The following is a 14,996-nucleotide window of genomic DNA, read 5'->3' as shown; positions in this document are numbered from 1 at the left end:
GGCGTTATTCTGCGCCTTTGACGTACGCGCGCTCGATAATGACATCTTCAGAGGGCACGTCGGCGTGCATGCCGCGACGGGTCGTCGCTACGTTTTTAATCTCGTTGACCACATCCATGCCGTCAACGACTTCGCCAAAGACCGCATAGCCCCAGCCTTGCAGGCTTTTACCGCTGTGATCAAGAAAACTATTATCGCCCACATTGATAAAAAACTGGGCAGTCGCCGAGTGTGGGTCTTGGGTGCGAGCCATTGCCAGCGTGCCAATGGTGTTTTTCAAGCCATTGTCAGCTTCGTTGTCGATAGGGTCACGGGTCGGCTTTTGCTCGAAGTCTTTGTCGAAACCACCGCCTTGAACCATAAAACCATCGATGACGCGGTGAAACAGGGTGCCGTCGTAGAATCCGTCGCGAACATACTGCTCAAAATTCGCTGCGCTAATCGGCGCTTTTTCGTGGTTAAGGGCGATGGTGATGTCACCATGGTTGGTCTGTAATACGATCATAGATAAATTCCTGTTCAATAAAGGCGTTCGCCTTGGCGCTGTGCATCGGCGTCACGTTATAATAGCGGTTTTGACCTGCACCGCGAAGGGCCATAGGCGTATCCTATGTTTTCACAGCATGTTTTCACAGCATGTCTTCACGGCTCAGTACGCCATCCACCACGAGGTTATCAACACCATCATGACCAACGAGACCACCCCAGCGCCGAACTTCATTCGCAACCAAGTACGCGACGAAATCGAGGGCGGCCAGGTCACTAAAATCGTGACGCGCTTCCCCCCGGAGCCCAATGGCTTTCTGCATATCGGCCATGCGAAGTCTATCTGTCTAAATTTCGGGTTGGCGAAGCAACTGGGTGGCGAGTGTCATCTACGCTTTGACGACACCAACCCGGCCAAAGAAGAACAGGCCTACATCGATGCGATCAAAGAGGACGTCAGCTGGCTAGGCTTTGAGTGGGCAGGCCCAGTGCGCTTTGCCTCCGACTATTTCGACCAGCTCTACGCCTGGGCGCAGCACTTAATGCGTGAAGGCAAAGCCTATGTCGACGACCTGTCGCCGGATGAAATCCGTGAGTACCGCGGTACCCTGACAGCGCCGGGTAAACCTAGCCCCTACCGCGAACGTAGTGCCGAAGAGAACCTGGATTTGCTGGCGCGCATGCGTGAAGGTGAGTTTGGCGAAAGTGAAAAGGTGGTGCGCGCCAAGATTGATATGGCTTCACCCAATATCAATCTACGCGACCCCATTATTTATCGCATTCGCCACGCCACCCATCACCAAACCGGTGATAAGTGGAAAATTTACCCCTCTTATGACTTTACCCACGGACAATCAGACGCCATTGAGGGCATTACCCACTCGATCTGCACCCTGGAGTTTGAAGATCACCGCCCGCTGTACGAGTGGTTTTTAAATAATCTGCCGGTACCTGCGAAACCGCGCCAGATTGAGTTCGCGCGGCTGAATCTTGACTATACCCTGACCTCCAAGCGCAAACTGAAGTTGCTGGTGGATGAGCAAATCGTGGATGGTTGGGATGATCCGCGTATGCCAACGATCTCGGGCATGCGTCGCCGTGGCTACACGCCCGCGTCGATTCGTAAATTCTGCGAAATGATAGGCGTTACCCGTGCTGACGGTGGCTTAGTGGATATCGCCATGCTGACCCACGCTATTCGCTCGGACCTGGAAGACAACGCGCCCCGCGCCATGTGTGTGTTAAAACCGTTAAAAGTCGTGCTCACCAACGTGCCGGAAGACCACGAAGAGGTTTACGAAGTGGCGGGCCACCCCGCCCGAGACGATATGACCATGCGCAAAGTGCCGTTTAGCCGCGAGCTGTATATCGATCAAGACGACTTTATGGAAGATGCGCCCAAAAAATTCTTCCGCCTAGCGCCCGGTAAAGAAGTACGCCTGCGCAATAGCTACGTGATTCGCTGTGACGAGGTGATCAAAGACGCCGCCGGTGAGATCAGCGAACTGCACTGTTCGGTGGATTTCGATACGCTGGGTAAAAACCCAGAAGGGCGCAAGGTCAAGGGCGTTATTCATTGGGTTAGCGCTAGCCACGGCGTTCCAATGGAGGTCCGTCTTTACGACAACCTGTTCACCGTTGAACAGCCTGATCGTGATAAAGATGTCGATTTTCTAGAGCATCTTAATCCGGAGTCGCTGGTCGTTTGCCAAGCCATCGGAGAGCCCAGCTTAGCCTTCGCAACGCCCGAGTCACGCTTCCAGTTCGAGCGCGTCGGCTACTTCTGCGCTGACCGTCACGACTCTACGCCAGAGCATTTGGTGTTTAACCGTACCGTGGGGTTGAAAGATAGCTGGGCTAAAATCAAGCAGAAGGGCTAAAACAAACATGGATAGCCATATGCATATTTACAATACGCTGACGCGCCGCAAAGAACCTTTCACCCCGCTGGAAGCGGGTAAAGTGAGCATGTATGTCTGCGGCATGACGGTGTATGACTACTGCCACCTGGGGCACGCCCGTGTCATGGTCGCCTTTGACGTTATTACCCGCTACTTGCGTGAACGTGGCTATGACGTTAACTACGTGCGCAACATTACCGATATTGACGACAAAATCCTCAAGCGCGCCGACGAGAATGGCGAAAGTATTACGGCGCTGACTGAGCGCATGATTGACGCCATGCACGAAGACGAGCAACGCTTGTTTGTTTTGCCGCCCAGTCATGAGCCCCGCGCCACCGGCCATATCGACGATATTGTGGCGATGATTGAAACGCTGATTGAGAAAGGCTTTGCTTACGCGGCAGATAACGGCGACGTCTACTACCGGGTACGTAAATTTGCCGATTACGGCAAACTCAATAATCGCCAGCTCGACGATATGCGCGCAGGCAGCCGGGTTGATGTGGATGTTCATAAAGAAGATCCGCTCGATTTTGTGCTCTGGAAAGCCGCTAAACCAGGGGAGGCGCACTGGCCGTCACCCTGGGGTAACGGCCGCCCAGGTTGGCATATTGAGTGCTCGGCAATGTCGACCTGCTGCTTAGGTGATACCTTTGATATTCATGGCGGTGGGCCGGATTTAACCTTTCCGCACCATGAAAATGAGATTGCTCAATCAGAGGCAGCCACGGGTAAAACCTACGTCAACACCTGGATGCATGCAGGTGCCGTGCGGGTGAATCAGGAGAAAATGTCCAAATCCCTGGGCAACTTTTTCACCATCCGCGACGTGCTGGCCGAGCACGACCCAGAAGTGGTGCGTTTTCTGCTGGTGGCTAGCCACTACCGTAGCCCGATCAACTACTCGGTTGATTCACTGACTGAGGCGCGTAAATCGCTAACGCGCTTGTACACCGCGCTGGAAGGTATTGAGCTAGGAGGCGCAAATGGTGATGCAAGCGGGGACGCTTCGGCTTACCGTAAGCGCTTTACTCAGGTAATGGACGATGACTTCAATACGCCTGAAGCCTTGGCAGTGATGTTTGAGTTGGCACGAGAGGTTAATCGCGCTAAGCAAGAGCAACCTGATGGCGCCGCCAAGCTTGCGGCCGAGTTAAAGCAGCTAGGGTCTGTTTTGGGACTGCTCCAGCAAGCGCCGCAAACGTTCCTAAAAGGCACCCAGCAGCAGGGGATGCCACTAAGTGAGGGCGAGGTCGAAGCCAAAATTGCTCAGCGTATCGCGGCTAAAGCCAATAAAGACTTCGCCCAGGCGGACGCGATCCGCGATGAACTTGCTGCGATGGGAATCATGCTCAAGGATTCCCGAGAGGGCACGTCTTGGGTGTTTGAAGCGCCTTAATAAGGAACCTTAATCACTCGTTGGTAGCTCATGCGCTAACTTAAACGTTGAAGGCTTTTATGCTGCAACGCTGAAGGCTCTTATGCCGACAAGCTGAAGGCTCTTATACTGAATAAGAGCCTCAGAAGACAATACCAACGTAAAAGGAACTCAAAATGCGCTTTTCAGCTAATGCTTTAATTGCTGCCTGTGCCGTATCTGCTATCTCCCTTTCCCAGGCCAGCGCCAATGAGCCTGTCGTAGTGTCATCCAAAATCGACACGGAAGGTTCGGTATTGGGCGAACTGATTATTCAAACCCTGGAACGCCACGATATTACTACTGAAAACCGTTTACAGCTGGGTGGCACCAGCGTCGTACGCACGGCTTTAGAAGCTGGTGAGATTGACCTTTACCCAGAATACACGGGTAATGGTGCGTTCTTTTTCGATATGGCCGATAGTCCGGTATGGAATAATGCCGATCAGGCTTATGAAACAGTACGCGAGCGTGATGCGCAGCAAGGCTTGATATGGCTGCAGCCCGCCAGCGCTAATAACACCTGGGCAATGAGCATCCGGGAAGATGTCGCCGCTGAAAATGAGCTGGTGAGCCTGGACGATCTTGCTGCTTATTTAGCCGATGGCGGCGATTTTAAATTTGCCGCAAGCGCTGAATTTGTTGAGTCTGCTCAAGCACTGCCAGCGTTCCAGGAAGCCTACGGTTTTGAGCTCAGTGATGATCAACTGTTGGTGCTCTCTGGTGGCAATACCGCCGCCACCATGCGGGCGGCCGCTCAGCAGACCAGTGGCGTTAATGGCGCTATGACCTATGGCACGGACGGTGGCTTAAGTGCGCTGGGATTGGTCGTACTGGAAGACACGAAGGGCGTGCAGCCGGTGTATCAGCCAGCTCCCGTGGTGCGTGAAAGCGTACTGGAAACGTACCCAGAAATTGAAGCGCTGCTCAATGAGGTGTTTACCACTCTCGATTTGGTCACCCTGCAAACGCTCAATGCCGATGTCGCCGTAAATGGCCTGTCGCCATCTCAAGTGGCTAGCGACTACCTCGATACGCTTAATAATTAATGCCTGGTACTCTTATAAATTAATGCTAATGCTAGGGATAACTAATTAATGTCGTTAATGGATGCACTGCCTACCCCGCGGCTTCGTTGGGAGGGGCGGCACCCTAACATTGTGCTCGTTAGCCTTAGCTTTCTCATGCTAGCCTCATTCTGGACGTTTGACGTCGTTAGCATGGCCCCCAACCGGATTGTGTTGGGGACGGGGCATGGCGCACTGGAGGCCTTTGGTTGGCCTGGCGCGCTATTGGTGACCCTGCTGCTCTCTTGCATCGGTATTCTCGCCTGGCAACCGAGCCATCGTCACTACCGGGCGCTACTTGCGGCGGTAGTGGTCATAATGGCGCTGATGCCGGTTGGGTTGATGGCGAGCAGCTATTTACTGATTGACCCTGAGTTGCCCCAGGCGCGTTTAGGCTTAGGCGCGGCGTATTGGGTAGTGTTATTCGTACTGCTGCTGTGCTTGGTAGAACTACGTTTGCGTTTAAACCTAACGCGAATATGGCCCACGCTGTTGCTGTGTGGTGTCGCGCTGGTGTGGTGGCTATGTGCGGCTTTTGGCTTGGAGACGCTCGCGCTTGTTCAAGAGTTTAGAGCACGTGACCAACAGTTTTTACGCGCCGTTGTGCAGCACATTAAGCTGGTAAGCCTCGCCGTTAGCGTCAGTATTGTGCTTGGGATGGCACTCGCCATGTTAATGCGCCGCTATGCCCGACTACAAAAAGGTGCTTTTGCACTCCTCAATTTTCTACAGACGATACCTAGCCTGGCGCTATTCGGACTACTGCTGGTGCCGCTTGCCTGGCTTGCCGCCAGCGTGCCTGTGTTAGACCAACTTGGCGTTAGCGGTATTGGCACGACCCCCGCCTTAATCGCACTGATCGCTTACAGCCTGCTGCCCATTGTCCGCAATACCTACACGGCGCTTGAGCAAGTGAGTGCCGATACCTTGGAAGCCGCAAAAGGAATGGGTATGCGTGCCGGCCAGCGGTTTTGGCAGGTGCGGCTACCGCTGGCGCTACCGGTGCTGTTGGAAGGGGTAAGGATTACCACTGTTCAGGCAATTGGACTCACCGCCGTTGCCGCTCTGATTGGTGCGGGCGGGCTGGGTACGTTTATTTTTCAAGGCTTAGGCCAGGCCGCCATGGATATGGTGTTACTTGGTGCACTGCCGATCTTAATGCTGGCTCTGGTGGTGGATGCGAGCTTAGGTGCTCTTGCAGAAGCGCTGCGCCCCGGAGGAATGAGATGATTGAGCTGTCCCATGTATCCAAGCGGTTTGGGGATGAAACTGCGGTGGACGATATTTCACTACGGGTGCCAAAGGGCAAGTTTTGTGCATTAGTAGGTACCTCGGGCTGTGGGAAATCGACCACCTTGCGTATGATCAATCGCTTAATTGCGCACAGCGAAGGCGATATCATCCTCGATGGGCAGGCGATTGACGTCTACGACCCGGTGAAGCTGCGTCGTCGAATTGGCTATGTGATTCAACACACGGGGCTGTTTCCTCACTGGAACGTTGCGCGCAACATCGGCCTGGTTCCGCGGTTATTGAAGTGGTCAACAACCGACGTTCAGTCGCGGGTTGCGGAGCTAATGCATTTACTCGGCTTGCCGGTTGATGAGTTTGGGCATAAATATCCCCATCAGCTTTCCGGGGGGCAGGCCCAGCGCGTGGGCGTTGCACGTGCCCTGGCGGCAGACCCAGACATTCTGCTGATGGATGAGCCGTTCGGCGCGCTGGACCCTATTACCCGCGAAAAGCTGCAGGATGAGCTGGCCAAGCTACAGGCACGACTGCACAAAACCGTGGTGTTTGTGACCCACGATATGGATGAAGCACTTAAGCTGGCGGACCACTTAGTGGTGATGCGTGAAGGTCGAATTGTGCAGCAAGGTTCACCGCTGGCGCTATTACAAAACCCCGCCGACCCGTTTGTCGAGTCGCTGTTGGGTGGGCTGGAAAGGGGACTCAAACAGGCAGCATTAACCCGGGTGAAAGATCACATGACCTCCATGGGGCCTACCTTGCCCGCGCAGTCGCGGATCCCTGGGGTATTCTCGCTACGTCAGGCACTCTCCATGATGCTGCGCGACCATACCGACCGGCTGACCGTCGTCGACCAGCATGATGTGCCGGTCGGCGAACTGTCGTTGCGTAGAATTATCAAGGAGGCTCAACTGGATAATGGACACCCACGTGAGTAACTCCCTAAGCGTTGCCCAGCCCGATAAAAAAGCCCCCCAATGGCTATGGCCACTGCTGTGGAGTGCGCTACTGCTGGTTAGCGTCGTGGGCATGTCTGCTGCCGAACCGCTGTTTCGCTGGATAGAGCCTGAAGCACGGCAAGTTATTTACAACCGCGCCGAGTTTTACGTTCTGCTAGGCCGTCATCTCTTCGTGGTCGGTATCGCCGCAGTCGTAACCATTATCGTGGGGGTGGCCGCGGGCATCGCGGTGACCCGCAGGTGGGGCAGCGATTTTCTACCGCTGGTGGCTCAACTGGCATCACTGGGGCAAACGTTTCCGCCGGTGGCCGTTTTAGCGCTGGCGGTACCCGTGCTGGGTTTTGGCACCTTACCTATTATTGTCGCCTTAATGCTCTACGGGCTACTGCCTATCGTGCGCAATACCCTTGCCGGTCTGCACGGAGTGGAGAGCGATATTAAAATGGCTGCCCACGCCATGGGCATGACGCCAGCGCAAATCCTACGCCAAGTCGAACTGCCGCTGGCAGCACCGGTCATTTTGGCGGGCATCCGTACTTCGGTGACGATTAATATTGCTACCGCAGCGCTCGGGGCGACCGTGGGTGCCAGTAATCTGGGCGACCCGATTATCTCCGGCATCGTCAACGGCAATATGGCTTATGTGGTTCAGGGGGCGCTGACCATTGCGCTATTGGCGCTGACGATCGATAGCCTGTTTGAACTGCTGCAGCGTCAACTACGTTCCCGCCTCTCTGCGCCTTAAGCTCTCTCTGCACCTTAAGTAGCATCCCTAAAGTTCTTGTGCTGCGGTACTGTCCTTATTGTTGTGGTAACCCTGGATGTTGCGTTGGCCTATGGCAGATAAATCCACTGGCATAAACGGTCAATACCAACAACACTGCCCTCAAAAGGGGTAAAACAAGGACAATAATGATGACACAGTACGTACACCAGCCGGACTTCATGACCGGCGATGAATTTTCGATTCCCACCTTTAGCCTGCTTAATCCCGAGGGTGAGCTCTATAGTGGCGCTGATGAGCCTGCGCTTGAGCGTGATCACGCCCGGCGTATCTATCAGGCAATGCTGGCGACGCGCATTCTCGATGAACGCATGATGGCGGCTCAGCGCCAGGGGCGGCTGAGCTTCTACATGCAGTGTACCGGCGAAGAGGCCGCTGTAGTGGGCGCCACCGCTGCGCTAAATGACGCCGATATGATTATGGCGCAGTACCGCGAGCAGGGCGCCTTGATGTATCGCGGCTTCTCGATCGACGAATTTATGAATCAGCTGTTCGGCAACGAGCTGGACTACGGCAAAGGCCGTCAAATGCCGATTCACTATGGGTCGCGCAAGCTGCACTACATGACCATCTCGTCTCCCTTAGCGACTCAGATTCCTCAGGCCACGGGCTACGCCTACGGCCAAAAATTGGCTGGTAACGGTCACTGCACGTTAACTTTTTTTGGGGAAGGCGCTGCCTCCGAGGGTGATTTCCACGCCGCGCTGAATATGGCTTCAGTGCATCAGGTGCCGGTGATTTTCTTCTGCCGTAACAATGGATATGCCATTTCCACGCCTGCCGTCGAGCAGTTTGCCGCCGACGGTATCGCTCCGCGTGCCTTTGGCTACCATATGCACGTGATTCGGGTCGATGGTAACGACGTGCTGGCTGTTTACGAGGCAACTCGGCAGGCACGCAAAATCGCCGTTGAGCACAATCAGCCGGTGTTAATTGAGGCCATGAGCTATCGCCTTGCCGCGCACTCTTCTTCCGATGACCCTTCTGGCTATCGCTCGAAAGATGAAGAGGAGGTGTGGCGCGCCAAAGACCCACTGCTGCGACTGCAAAAATGGCTCTTGAAGAAGCAGTGGTGGAGCGAAGAGGAGGAGACCTCCCAGCAGGAAACCCTGCGCCGCGAAGTGCTGGAAACCATGAAGCGGGCAGAGAAACGCTCGTCACCGCCGCTGGAGAGCCTGATCAGCGATGTGTATGCCGATATCACTCCGTCGCTGCAGCGTCAATTCGATCAGTTAAAACGCCATATTCGTCGCTACCCAGAGGCTTATCCCCGCGGTGCGCAGTCGTTGGATTTAGACGTGGGCACCGAGACTGATACCCAGGGAGAGGCGTAACATGGCTACCATGAACATGCTCCAGGCAATTAATAATGCACTGGATATCGCCATGGCAGAGGATGAAAAAGTCATCTGCTTTGGTGAAGACGTGGGTATCTTTGGCGGTGTCTTTCGAGCTACCAGCCACCTGCAGGAGAAGTACGGCAAAGCGCGCTGTTTCAATACGCCACTTGTCGAGCAGGGCATTATCGGCTTTGCCAACGGCTTGGCAGCCCAAGGCTCGGTGCCTGTTGCAGAAATACAGTTTGCCGACTATATCTTTCCGGCGTTTGACCAGATCGTTAACGAAACCGCCAAGTTCCGCTACCGCTCAGGCGATCTGTTTAACGTTGGTGGTTTGACCATTCGCACCCCTTACGGTGGCGGTATCGCTGGTGGCCTCTATCACTCTCAATCACCGGAAGCTTATTTCACCCATACACCTGGATTAAAGGTAGTGGTGCCGCGCAACCCCTATCAGGCCAAAGGGCTACTGCTCGCCGCTATTCGCGATCCGGATCCGGTACTTTTTCTGGAGCCGAAGCGTCTTTATCGCGCTTCAGTCGGTGAAGTACCCGAAGAGGATTACCAGCTACCCATTGGCGAAGCCGAAATCACCAAAGAGGGCACGGATATTACCGTGGTGGGCTGGGGCGCGCAGATGGAGGTGATCGGCAAAGCGGTCGAGCTAGCCGAAGAGCAGGGCATCGCCTGTGAAGTGATTGACCTGCGCTCACTGTTGCCCTGGGATGCGGATACGGTGGCTGAGTCGGTGCTGAAAACCGGCCGGCTCGTGGTGAGTCATGAAGCCCCCTTAACCGGCGGCTTTGCCGGTGAAATTGCCGCGACTATTCAAGAGCGTTGTTTTCTCTACCTGGAATCGCCCATTGCCCGGGTGACAGGGCTGGATACGCCTTTTCCGCTGGTGTTGGAAAAAGAGTATCTGCCTGATCACCTGAAAATTTTTGAAGCGATTCGCGAAAGCGTCAACTTTTAGTGCCTATTAATGCCTAAGTACGCATGGGGAGAAAAACAATGAGCGATTTTTTACTGCCGGATATTGGCGAAGGCATCGTCGAGTGCGAAGTGGTTGAGTGGCGCGTCGCGGAAGGCGATCAAATTGAAGAAGACCAGCCCATCGTTGAAGTGATGACCGACAAGGCGCTGGTGGAGATTACCGCCCCCGAAGCGGGTGTCGTCACCAAGCTGTATGTGGCTCAGGGGCAAATTGCCAAAGTGCATGCGCCGCTATTTGCTTATCAGGTGGAGGGGGAGAATCAGACCGGCGACCCGACTAGCAACAATAAGAGTGAGGCTGAGACAGAAACGGCCCAATCGGCCGCCAGTGAAAAGCCGAGCGAACGGCCGGCAGAATTCTCCACCGCTACAGCTACACCGGCTGCTGGCCGCTTATATAACAAGGTTCCCGCCAGCCCTGCCGTTAGACGCCTGGTGCGTGAACACGCCTTACAGCTCACGGAGATCGCGGGTAGCGGTAAAGATGGCCGAGTGCTAAAAGAGGATGTGCTAACGCATCTTGACCAAGCATCGCAAACCGCTACCCCATCCAGCCAAGCAGCGGTTAAAACCCAAGCCGAAAGCAGCGCGCCCAGGGTAGAGCCACTGCGCGGCGTGCGTGCAGTGATGGCCAAGCGTATGGTGGAAGCGGCGAGCACCATTCCCCATTTTCACTATGGCGAAGAGATTGACGTGACCGCACTGCTGGCGCTGCGGGAGCGCTTAAAGCCATTGGCAGAAGCCCAGGGTGAACGGCTGACGCTAATGCCGTTGTTTATGAAAGCCATGGCACTGGCGGTCGCCGAAGAACCCATCGTTAATGCCCAATTAAATGCCGCCGGGGATGAGCTGCATTATTATCCCCAGTGTAATATCGGTATGGCTGTCGATAGCAAAGCGGGCCTGATGGTGCCCAATGTTAAAAACGTTGAGCGCCTAACCCTGCTGGAGATTGCGCGGGAAGTCGGCCGGTTAACCACGGCGGCACGAGAAGGGCGGGTGGATCAAGCGGATCTAAAAGGCGGCACCATCAGTATTTCCAATATCGGTGCGCTGGGAGGCACCTACGCCGCACCGATTATTAACGCCCCGGAAGCCGCTATTGTGGCGATTGGTAAAACCCAGTGGCTACCGCGTTTTGATGAACAAGGCGCCGTGCAGCGCCGCGCGATTATGACCATCACCTGGGCGGGCGATCACCGCTTTATCGACGGTGGAACCATCGCACGCTTCTGCAATACCTGGAAAGGTTTTCTGGAAGCGCCAGACAGTATGCTGCTCCATTTGGCATAGCTTTTGGAATAGCCTCTGGAATAGCCATTGGAAAAGAGATGATCTCTCAGGCACCGCTTCAGCAGTTCTATATACCCGAAGAGCAGTCGGTCTACCTGCTGAGTCATCACGATGCCCGCAAGCTGAAAGACTGGGTGGCGCTGTGTCAAGCGCAGCTCACCCAGTTGGGCTATCAAGGCATCGAGTTAATTGGCAAGGGCGCCTACGGCTTTGTATTTGCCGGAAGCACCGTCCACCAAGGCGCTACTGCCCACTACGTGTTTAAGTTCTCGCGCATTACCCTACCTACCCATTTGCAGGAGCGCCTCGAAGAAGAGGCGTTCATGCTCGATCAGGTCTCGCACCCGCGAATACCTGGCCTGATCGCCTACCAGCGCTCCCGGGGCCAATCCATTTTAGTCATGGAGCGTGCCCCTGGCTGGAATTTAGAGCAGGTATCGCTTAAGCGGGGACGCTTGTCGCCTAGGCTGATCGTGCGTATCGCCGCCCAGTTGGCTGATATTCTTGCCGCCCTTCGGCGTGAGTCAGGCCCTCAGGCTCGTCCGGTCGTGCATGGCGATATAAAGCCTTCCAACCTGGTGTATGACAACGAGCACGAGTCTATCGCGCTAATCGACTGGGGTTCATCGGTATTTGCCCAGCTAGATGCACAGCTGCAGTTTGTGGGCGCTAATGTGATGGAGCTGATGTCGGATAATTTGCAGCAAACCAATGCCCGTCTGGGCGATGTCTACTTTATCGGCGAAGAGCAATTGAACGGCGCGCTGTCGTCACCACGATTTGATGAGCAGGGGGCAGCGGGAACCCTGTATGCGCTGGCGTCAGCGCAGTCGTGTCGCTTCGGCTGTCGAGCGATTCCCGCCAGTTCGCTGGGTCTGCCGATGGAGTTTGCCCGAACCCTGGATGGCATGCTCGACCCCGACCCTCAGGTGCGGCGCAAAGCCGGCGACTACTTTTTAAACAACATGCCGCGTATGGCCAGGGTGGTGATGATTGATCTGCCTGCATCGCTGAATGTACCGCTGGTGCCTGTATGGGCGCGACCCGCGCATCAGGAGATCGATACCGTGGTGTACAGCTCGCGCAAGGCCTTTCTACGCGAAGTCTTTTCACAGGAAGAGCATGCCCAAGAAACCCTGAATGATGTCAATGATGTGCAGTTAGACCGCTACTACAAGCAGTTTATGCAGGGTATGGGTGAAACCGAAAAAGCCTTTTTGGCATCGGTCAGCCGACTGGGGAAGTACCCGGTAGTGGGCGGCTTGGCGGTACGCTGGGAGCGGGAGGGTGTGTATATCGACTCGTCGTTAAATTTACACGACCCGGCACTCAAGCCTGCCTTCATCGAGGCGGTTAATAATATGGTGCATCTGGCGCGGGCAATTCATCGCCAAGGGGTATTTAAAAGCTGCCTGTTTAATGCCCGCCAGACGCTTCATTTAGAACGTGCTTCTGTCGATGAGGCGTTTGTCAGCGAACCCAGCATGGCCATTGGCTACGAACTGAGTGCGGTGCCGGAGCTTGAAGATCGCACCCGCCAACACAGCTATTTTGAAGATGGGCCCGATCCCGAAGAGCTACTCATACTGCCTGAATCGATAATGCGCGTGCTGCAGCAGCTCAATGATATTCACCATACTGGCATGATCATTTTTGAAGCGCTGCCCCAGCACCTCAAAATACATAGCTACTACCGCCTGCTGGATCCAGCCCGAGAGGGCGAGTTCCGCACGCTGCTGGCGCACATTCTTGCCTCGGTAGACCAAATCGAGGGCCTAGGCGTCTCGGGCTACATGAAAATGCCCTATAAAGACACCCGCTACTTTACCCACCTGGCAAGCCAGCCTGAGCGCTATTACCCCCGCGACCCAAAGGAATATGCGAAAAAATTAACAGAACAGTAAAAGCACCCTCTATTTCTGCTCTGAGCTGTTCATTGCATCCGTCTGATCCGCCAACCACGCTGTCAGCTGTTCAGTGAGCTCGTCGCTGGCGCTGCCAAACGCATCCACCACGTTGGCAATAGCGACGCTGCTCGCTTGAGCGCTGGTGGTGAAGCTCTGAGTGGCAATAGACGTGCGGTTTTGAGCGCTGACGAGCTGTACATCGAGCTGTACTTTCACCGTGGGCGGCTGGGTCACATAATCGCTCTGGAAGTGGCGTAGTTCGCTGAGTAGCAGAAGCTCGGAAGGCAGGCTGTCGCTTCCCACACTGGCAAAGAGGCGACTCTGCTGTAACCCTGCGATCAAGCGCGTCTGGAGTAAGTCTGGGGCATTCTCCTGCCAGCGGGCGCCTTCATACACATTAACGGTATTGCCCTCTGGGTAGACCACAATGCGGTTGCTGCTGAGTAAATGGCCCGCTTGTGGGGCAGCCACCGCGAGACGTTGTCTAGTCGTCAGCGAATTGGATGAGGGGGTAACGGGCTGTATATCGGCACTGGGCAAACGATACAGCGTCGCTGGCTCACTTTCGGGCAATATTGAACAGCCACTACTCATTAGCAGTACGGCAGAAACGCAGACAACAGAAACGAAAGCAGCGGGGCGTAACTTCATGGGCGGAACTCCTCTACCTGATCACGGCCGAGGAAAAAGTCCGTTGGGCTCTCCTCTAGCTGGCGGGTAATACGATCTAGCGTAGCGAGCGTGGAGCGCAGCGAAGAGAGCGCCGGGGCAATATCTTGCGCACCCTGTAAGCTACCTTCGATGGCCCCAGCGTTAGTCTCCACTAACTGCTCGATGCGCTGTGCCGCACGTGCCACATCGCGGCTTGCATCGGCAGCGCTCTCCATCACCAGGCGGCCATCCTGACGCAGCAACTGGGTTGCTTCCTGGCTAAGTGCATCAATGCTGCTGAGTGTGGTCGTAGCTTGACGGGTCGCCTCGCCGAAAAGTGCCATGTTTTGGTCTAGAGCGTCCTGCTGGGTGGCAATCATTTCGGTGATCTGAGCAATATTGGTTAAAATACTGCCTGCCTGCTCACGGTTGTTATCGTCAAACAGTTCGTTGACGTTTTGCAGGATTGAATTGATGTTTTCGATCATATCTTCGCCCTCATCAAACAGCGTAGCGATGGGCGAAGGGTCTGCGTTTATAAACGGTGCTTCGATATTGGTTTGGTCAATTAGCAGTGGGGCTTCAGGGGTGCCGCCATGGAGCTGAACAGACATGCTGCCGGTGATGCTGGCAAAGGCGAGCTTTGCCCGGGTGTCTGTCTTGATCGGCGCGTCATCGTAAACGCGGATATGGGCAATCACTTGCCGAGGATCGTCAGGATTGAGGTTAAGCTCGGTGACGTCACCTACCTCAATACCGTTATATTGCACACGACTGCCGACTGATAAACCGCTCACGCTGCGCTCAAATAGAATACGGTAAGGCTGATAGCTACGTTCGCCTGCTGCATAGCTCATCCATAGCGCAAACAGCAGCGCCGCGGCGGCGGTGCCCAGCGTGAATAAACCGATTAACACGTGATGCGCGCGGGTTTCCATCTACCC

The 14,996-nt window shown here is 55.1% G+C and carries 13 protein-coding genes; 10 read left to right on the top strand and 3 right to left on the bottom strand.

Annotated elements, in window-relative coordinates; genetic code table 11:
• Nucleotides 1-4: 4 nt before the first annotated feature.
• On the bottom strand, nucleotides 5-505 hold the full coding sequence (locus U738_RS09215) for a peptidylprolyl isomerase (protein WP_035579513.1): 501 nt from the start codon (nucleotides 503-505) through the stop codon (nucleotides 5-7).
• Between the two features lie 181 nt (nucleotides 506-686).
• Between U738_RS09215 and U738_RS09210 the strand changes: the two genes are divergently transcribed.
• From U738_RS09210 to U738_RS09165, 10 genes are all read left to right on the top strand, one after another.
• Nucleotides 687-2,366, top strand: coding sequence for a glutamine--tRNA ligase/YqeY domain fusion protein (locus tag U738_RS09210; protein WP_035583405.1), 1,680 nt, complete (start codon nucleotides 687-689; stop codon nucleotides 2,364-2,366).
• 19 nt (nucleotides 2,367-2,385) lie between these two features.
• Nucleotides 2,386-3,789 carry a cysteine--tRNA ligase gene (cysS, locus tag U738_RS09205; protein WP_172821673.1) on the top strand — a complete coding sequence of 468 codons (1,404 nt, stop codon included), beginning with the start codon at nucleotides 2,386-2,388 and terminating at the stop codon, nucleotides 3,787-3,789.
• A 155-nt stretch (nucleotides 3,790-3,944) separates the two neighbouring features.
• On the top strand, nucleotides 3,945-4,856 hold the full coding sequence (osmF, locus tag U738_RS09200) for a glycine betaine ABC transporter substrate-binding protein OsmF (protein WP_035579509.1): 912 nt from the start codon (nucleotides 3,945-3,947) through the stop codon (nucleotides 4,854-4,856).
• Nucleotides 4,857-4,904: 48 nt separating this feature from the next.
• Nucleotides 4,905-6,104, top strand: coding sequence for an ABC transporter permease (locus U738_RS09195; RefSeq protein WP_035579507.1), 1,200 nt, complete (start codon nucleotides 4,905-4,907; stop codon nucleotides 6,102-6,104).
• On the top strand, nucleotides 6,101-7,063 hold the full coding sequence (locus U738_RS09190; RefSeq protein WP_035579504.1) for an ABC transporter ATP-binding protein: 963 nt from the start codon (nucleotides 6,101-6,103) through the stop codon (nucleotides 7,061-7,063). Before U738_RS09195 ends, U738_RS09190 begins: the two co-directional genes overlap by 4 nt.
• Nucleotides 7,044-7,829, top strand: a complete 786-nt coding sequence (locus U738_RS09185; RefSeq protein ID WP_035579502.1) for an ABC transporter permease — start codon at nucleotides 7,044-7,046, stop codon at nucleotides 7,827-7,829. The genes U738_RS09190 and U738_RS09185 overlap by 20 nt, the downstream gene beginning before the upstream one ends.
• A gap of 170 nt (nucleotides 7,830-7,999) precedes the next feature.
• The gene (locus U738_RS09180; protein ID WP_035579500.1) at nucleotides 8,000-9,202 is read left to right on the top strand and encodes a thiamine pyrophosphate-dependent dehydrogenase E1 component subunit alpha; all 1,203 of its coding nucleotides are present in this window, start codon (nucleotides 8,000-8,002) and stop codon (nucleotides 9,200-9,202) included.
• Between the two features lies 1 nt (nucleotide 9,203).
• Nucleotides 9,204-10,181, top strand: a complete 978-nt coding sequence (locus tag U738_RS09175) for an alpha-ketoacid dehydrogenase subunit beta (protein ID WP_009287805.1) — start codon at nucleotides 9,204-9,206, stop codon at nucleotides 10,179-10,181.
• 38 nt (nucleotides 10,182-10,219) lie between these two features.
• On the top strand, nucleotides 10,220-11,494 hold the full coding sequence (locus tag U738_RS09170; protein ID WP_035579497.1) for a 2-oxo acid dehydrogenase subunit E2: 1,275 nt from the start codon (nucleotides 10,220-10,222) through the stop codon (nucleotides 11,492-11,494).
• A 41-nt stretch (nucleotides 11,495-11,535) separates the two neighbouring features.
• Nucleotides 11,536-13,398 (top strand): serine/threonine protein kinase, encoded by a 1,863-nt coding sequence (locus U738_RS09165; RefSeq protein WP_035583397.1) that lies wholly within the window; start codon nucleotides 11,536-11,538, stop codon nucleotides 13,396-13,398.
• Nucleotides 13,399-13,407: 9 nt separating this feature from the next.
• On the opposite strand, the gene U738_RS09160 is transcribed toward U738_RS09165, so the two are convergent.
• Both U738_RS09160 and U738_RS09155 read right to left on the bottom strand, forming a co-directional pair.
• Nucleotides 13,408-14,052 (bottom strand): ABC-type transport auxiliary lipoprotein family protein, encoded by a 645-nt coding sequence (locus tag U738_RS09160; protein WP_035579495.1) that lies wholly within the window; start codon nucleotides 14,050-14,052, stop codon nucleotides 13,408-13,410.
• The gene (locus U738_RS09155; protein ID WP_035579493.1) at nucleotides 14,049-14,990 is read right to left on the bottom strand and encodes an MlaD family protein; all 942 of its coding nucleotides are present in this window, start codon (nucleotides 14,988-14,990) and stop codon (nucleotides 14,049-14,051) included. The genes U738_RS09160 and U738_RS09155 overlap by 4 nt, the downstream gene beginning before the upstream one ends.
• Between the last annotated feature and the right edge of the window lie 6 nt (nucleotides 14,991-14,996).

This window comes from Halomonas sp. TG39a (assembly GCF_000744395.1).
In the GTDB taxonomy this organism is placed as follows: Bacteria; Pseudomonadota; Gammaproteobacteria; order Pseudomonadales; family Halomonadaceae; genus Vreelandella; species Vreelandella ventosae_B.
The sequence above is the reverse complement of the archived record's forward strand: the minus strand, read 5'-3'. Positions and strand labels throughout refer to the sequence as shown.

Excerpts from the sequence above, each read along its gene's own strand:
- U738_RS09160 (WP_035579495.1), bottom strand. The coding sequence starts at position 14,052 with ATGAAGTTACGCCCCGCTGCTTTCGTTTCTGTTGTCTGCGTTTCTGCC.
- cysS (WP_172821673.1), top strand. The coding sequence starts at position 2,386 with ATGCATATTTACAATACGCTGACGCGCCGCAAAGAACCTTTCACCCCG.
- U738_RS09185 (WP_035579502.1), top strand. The coding sequence starts at position 7,044 with ATGGACACCCACGTGAGTAACTCCCTAAGCGTTGCCCAGCCCGATAAA.
- U738_RS09180 (WP_035579500.1), top strand. The coding sequence starts at position 8,000 with ATGACACAGTACGTACACCAGCCGGACTTCATGACCGGCGATGAATTT.
- U738_RS09155 (WP_035579493.1), bottom strand. The coding sequence starts at position 14,990 with ATGGAAACCCGCGCGCATCACGTGTTAATCGGTTTATTCACGCTGGGC.
- U738_RS09210 (WP_035583405.1), top strand. The coding sequence starts at position 687 with ATGACCAACGAGACCACCCCAGCGCCGAACTTCATTCGCAACCAAGTA.
- U738_RS09175 (WP_009287805.1), top strand. The coding sequence starts at position 9,204 with ATGGCTACCATGAACATGCTCCAGGCAATTAATAATGCACTGGATATC.
- osmF (WP_035579509.1), top strand. The coding sequence starts at position 3,945 with ATGCGCTTTTCAGCTAATGCTTTAATTGCTGCCTGTGCCGTATCTGCT.
- U738_RS09215 (WP_035579513.1), bottom strand. The coding sequence starts at position 505 with ATGATCGTATTACAGACCAACCATGGTGACATCACCATCGCCCTTAAC.
- U738_RS09170 (WP_035579497.1), top strand. The coding sequence starts at position 10,220 with ATGAGCGATTTTTTACTGCCGGATATTGGCGAAGGCATCGTCGAGTGC.
- U738_RS09195 (WP_035579507.1), top strand. The coding sequence starts at position 4,905 with ATGTCGTTAATGGATGCACTGCCTACCCCGCGGCTTCGTTGGGAGGGG.
- U738_RS09190 (WP_035579504.1), top strand. The coding sequence starts at position 6,101 with ATGATTGAGCTGTCCCATGTATCCAAGCGGTTTGGGGATGAAACTGCG.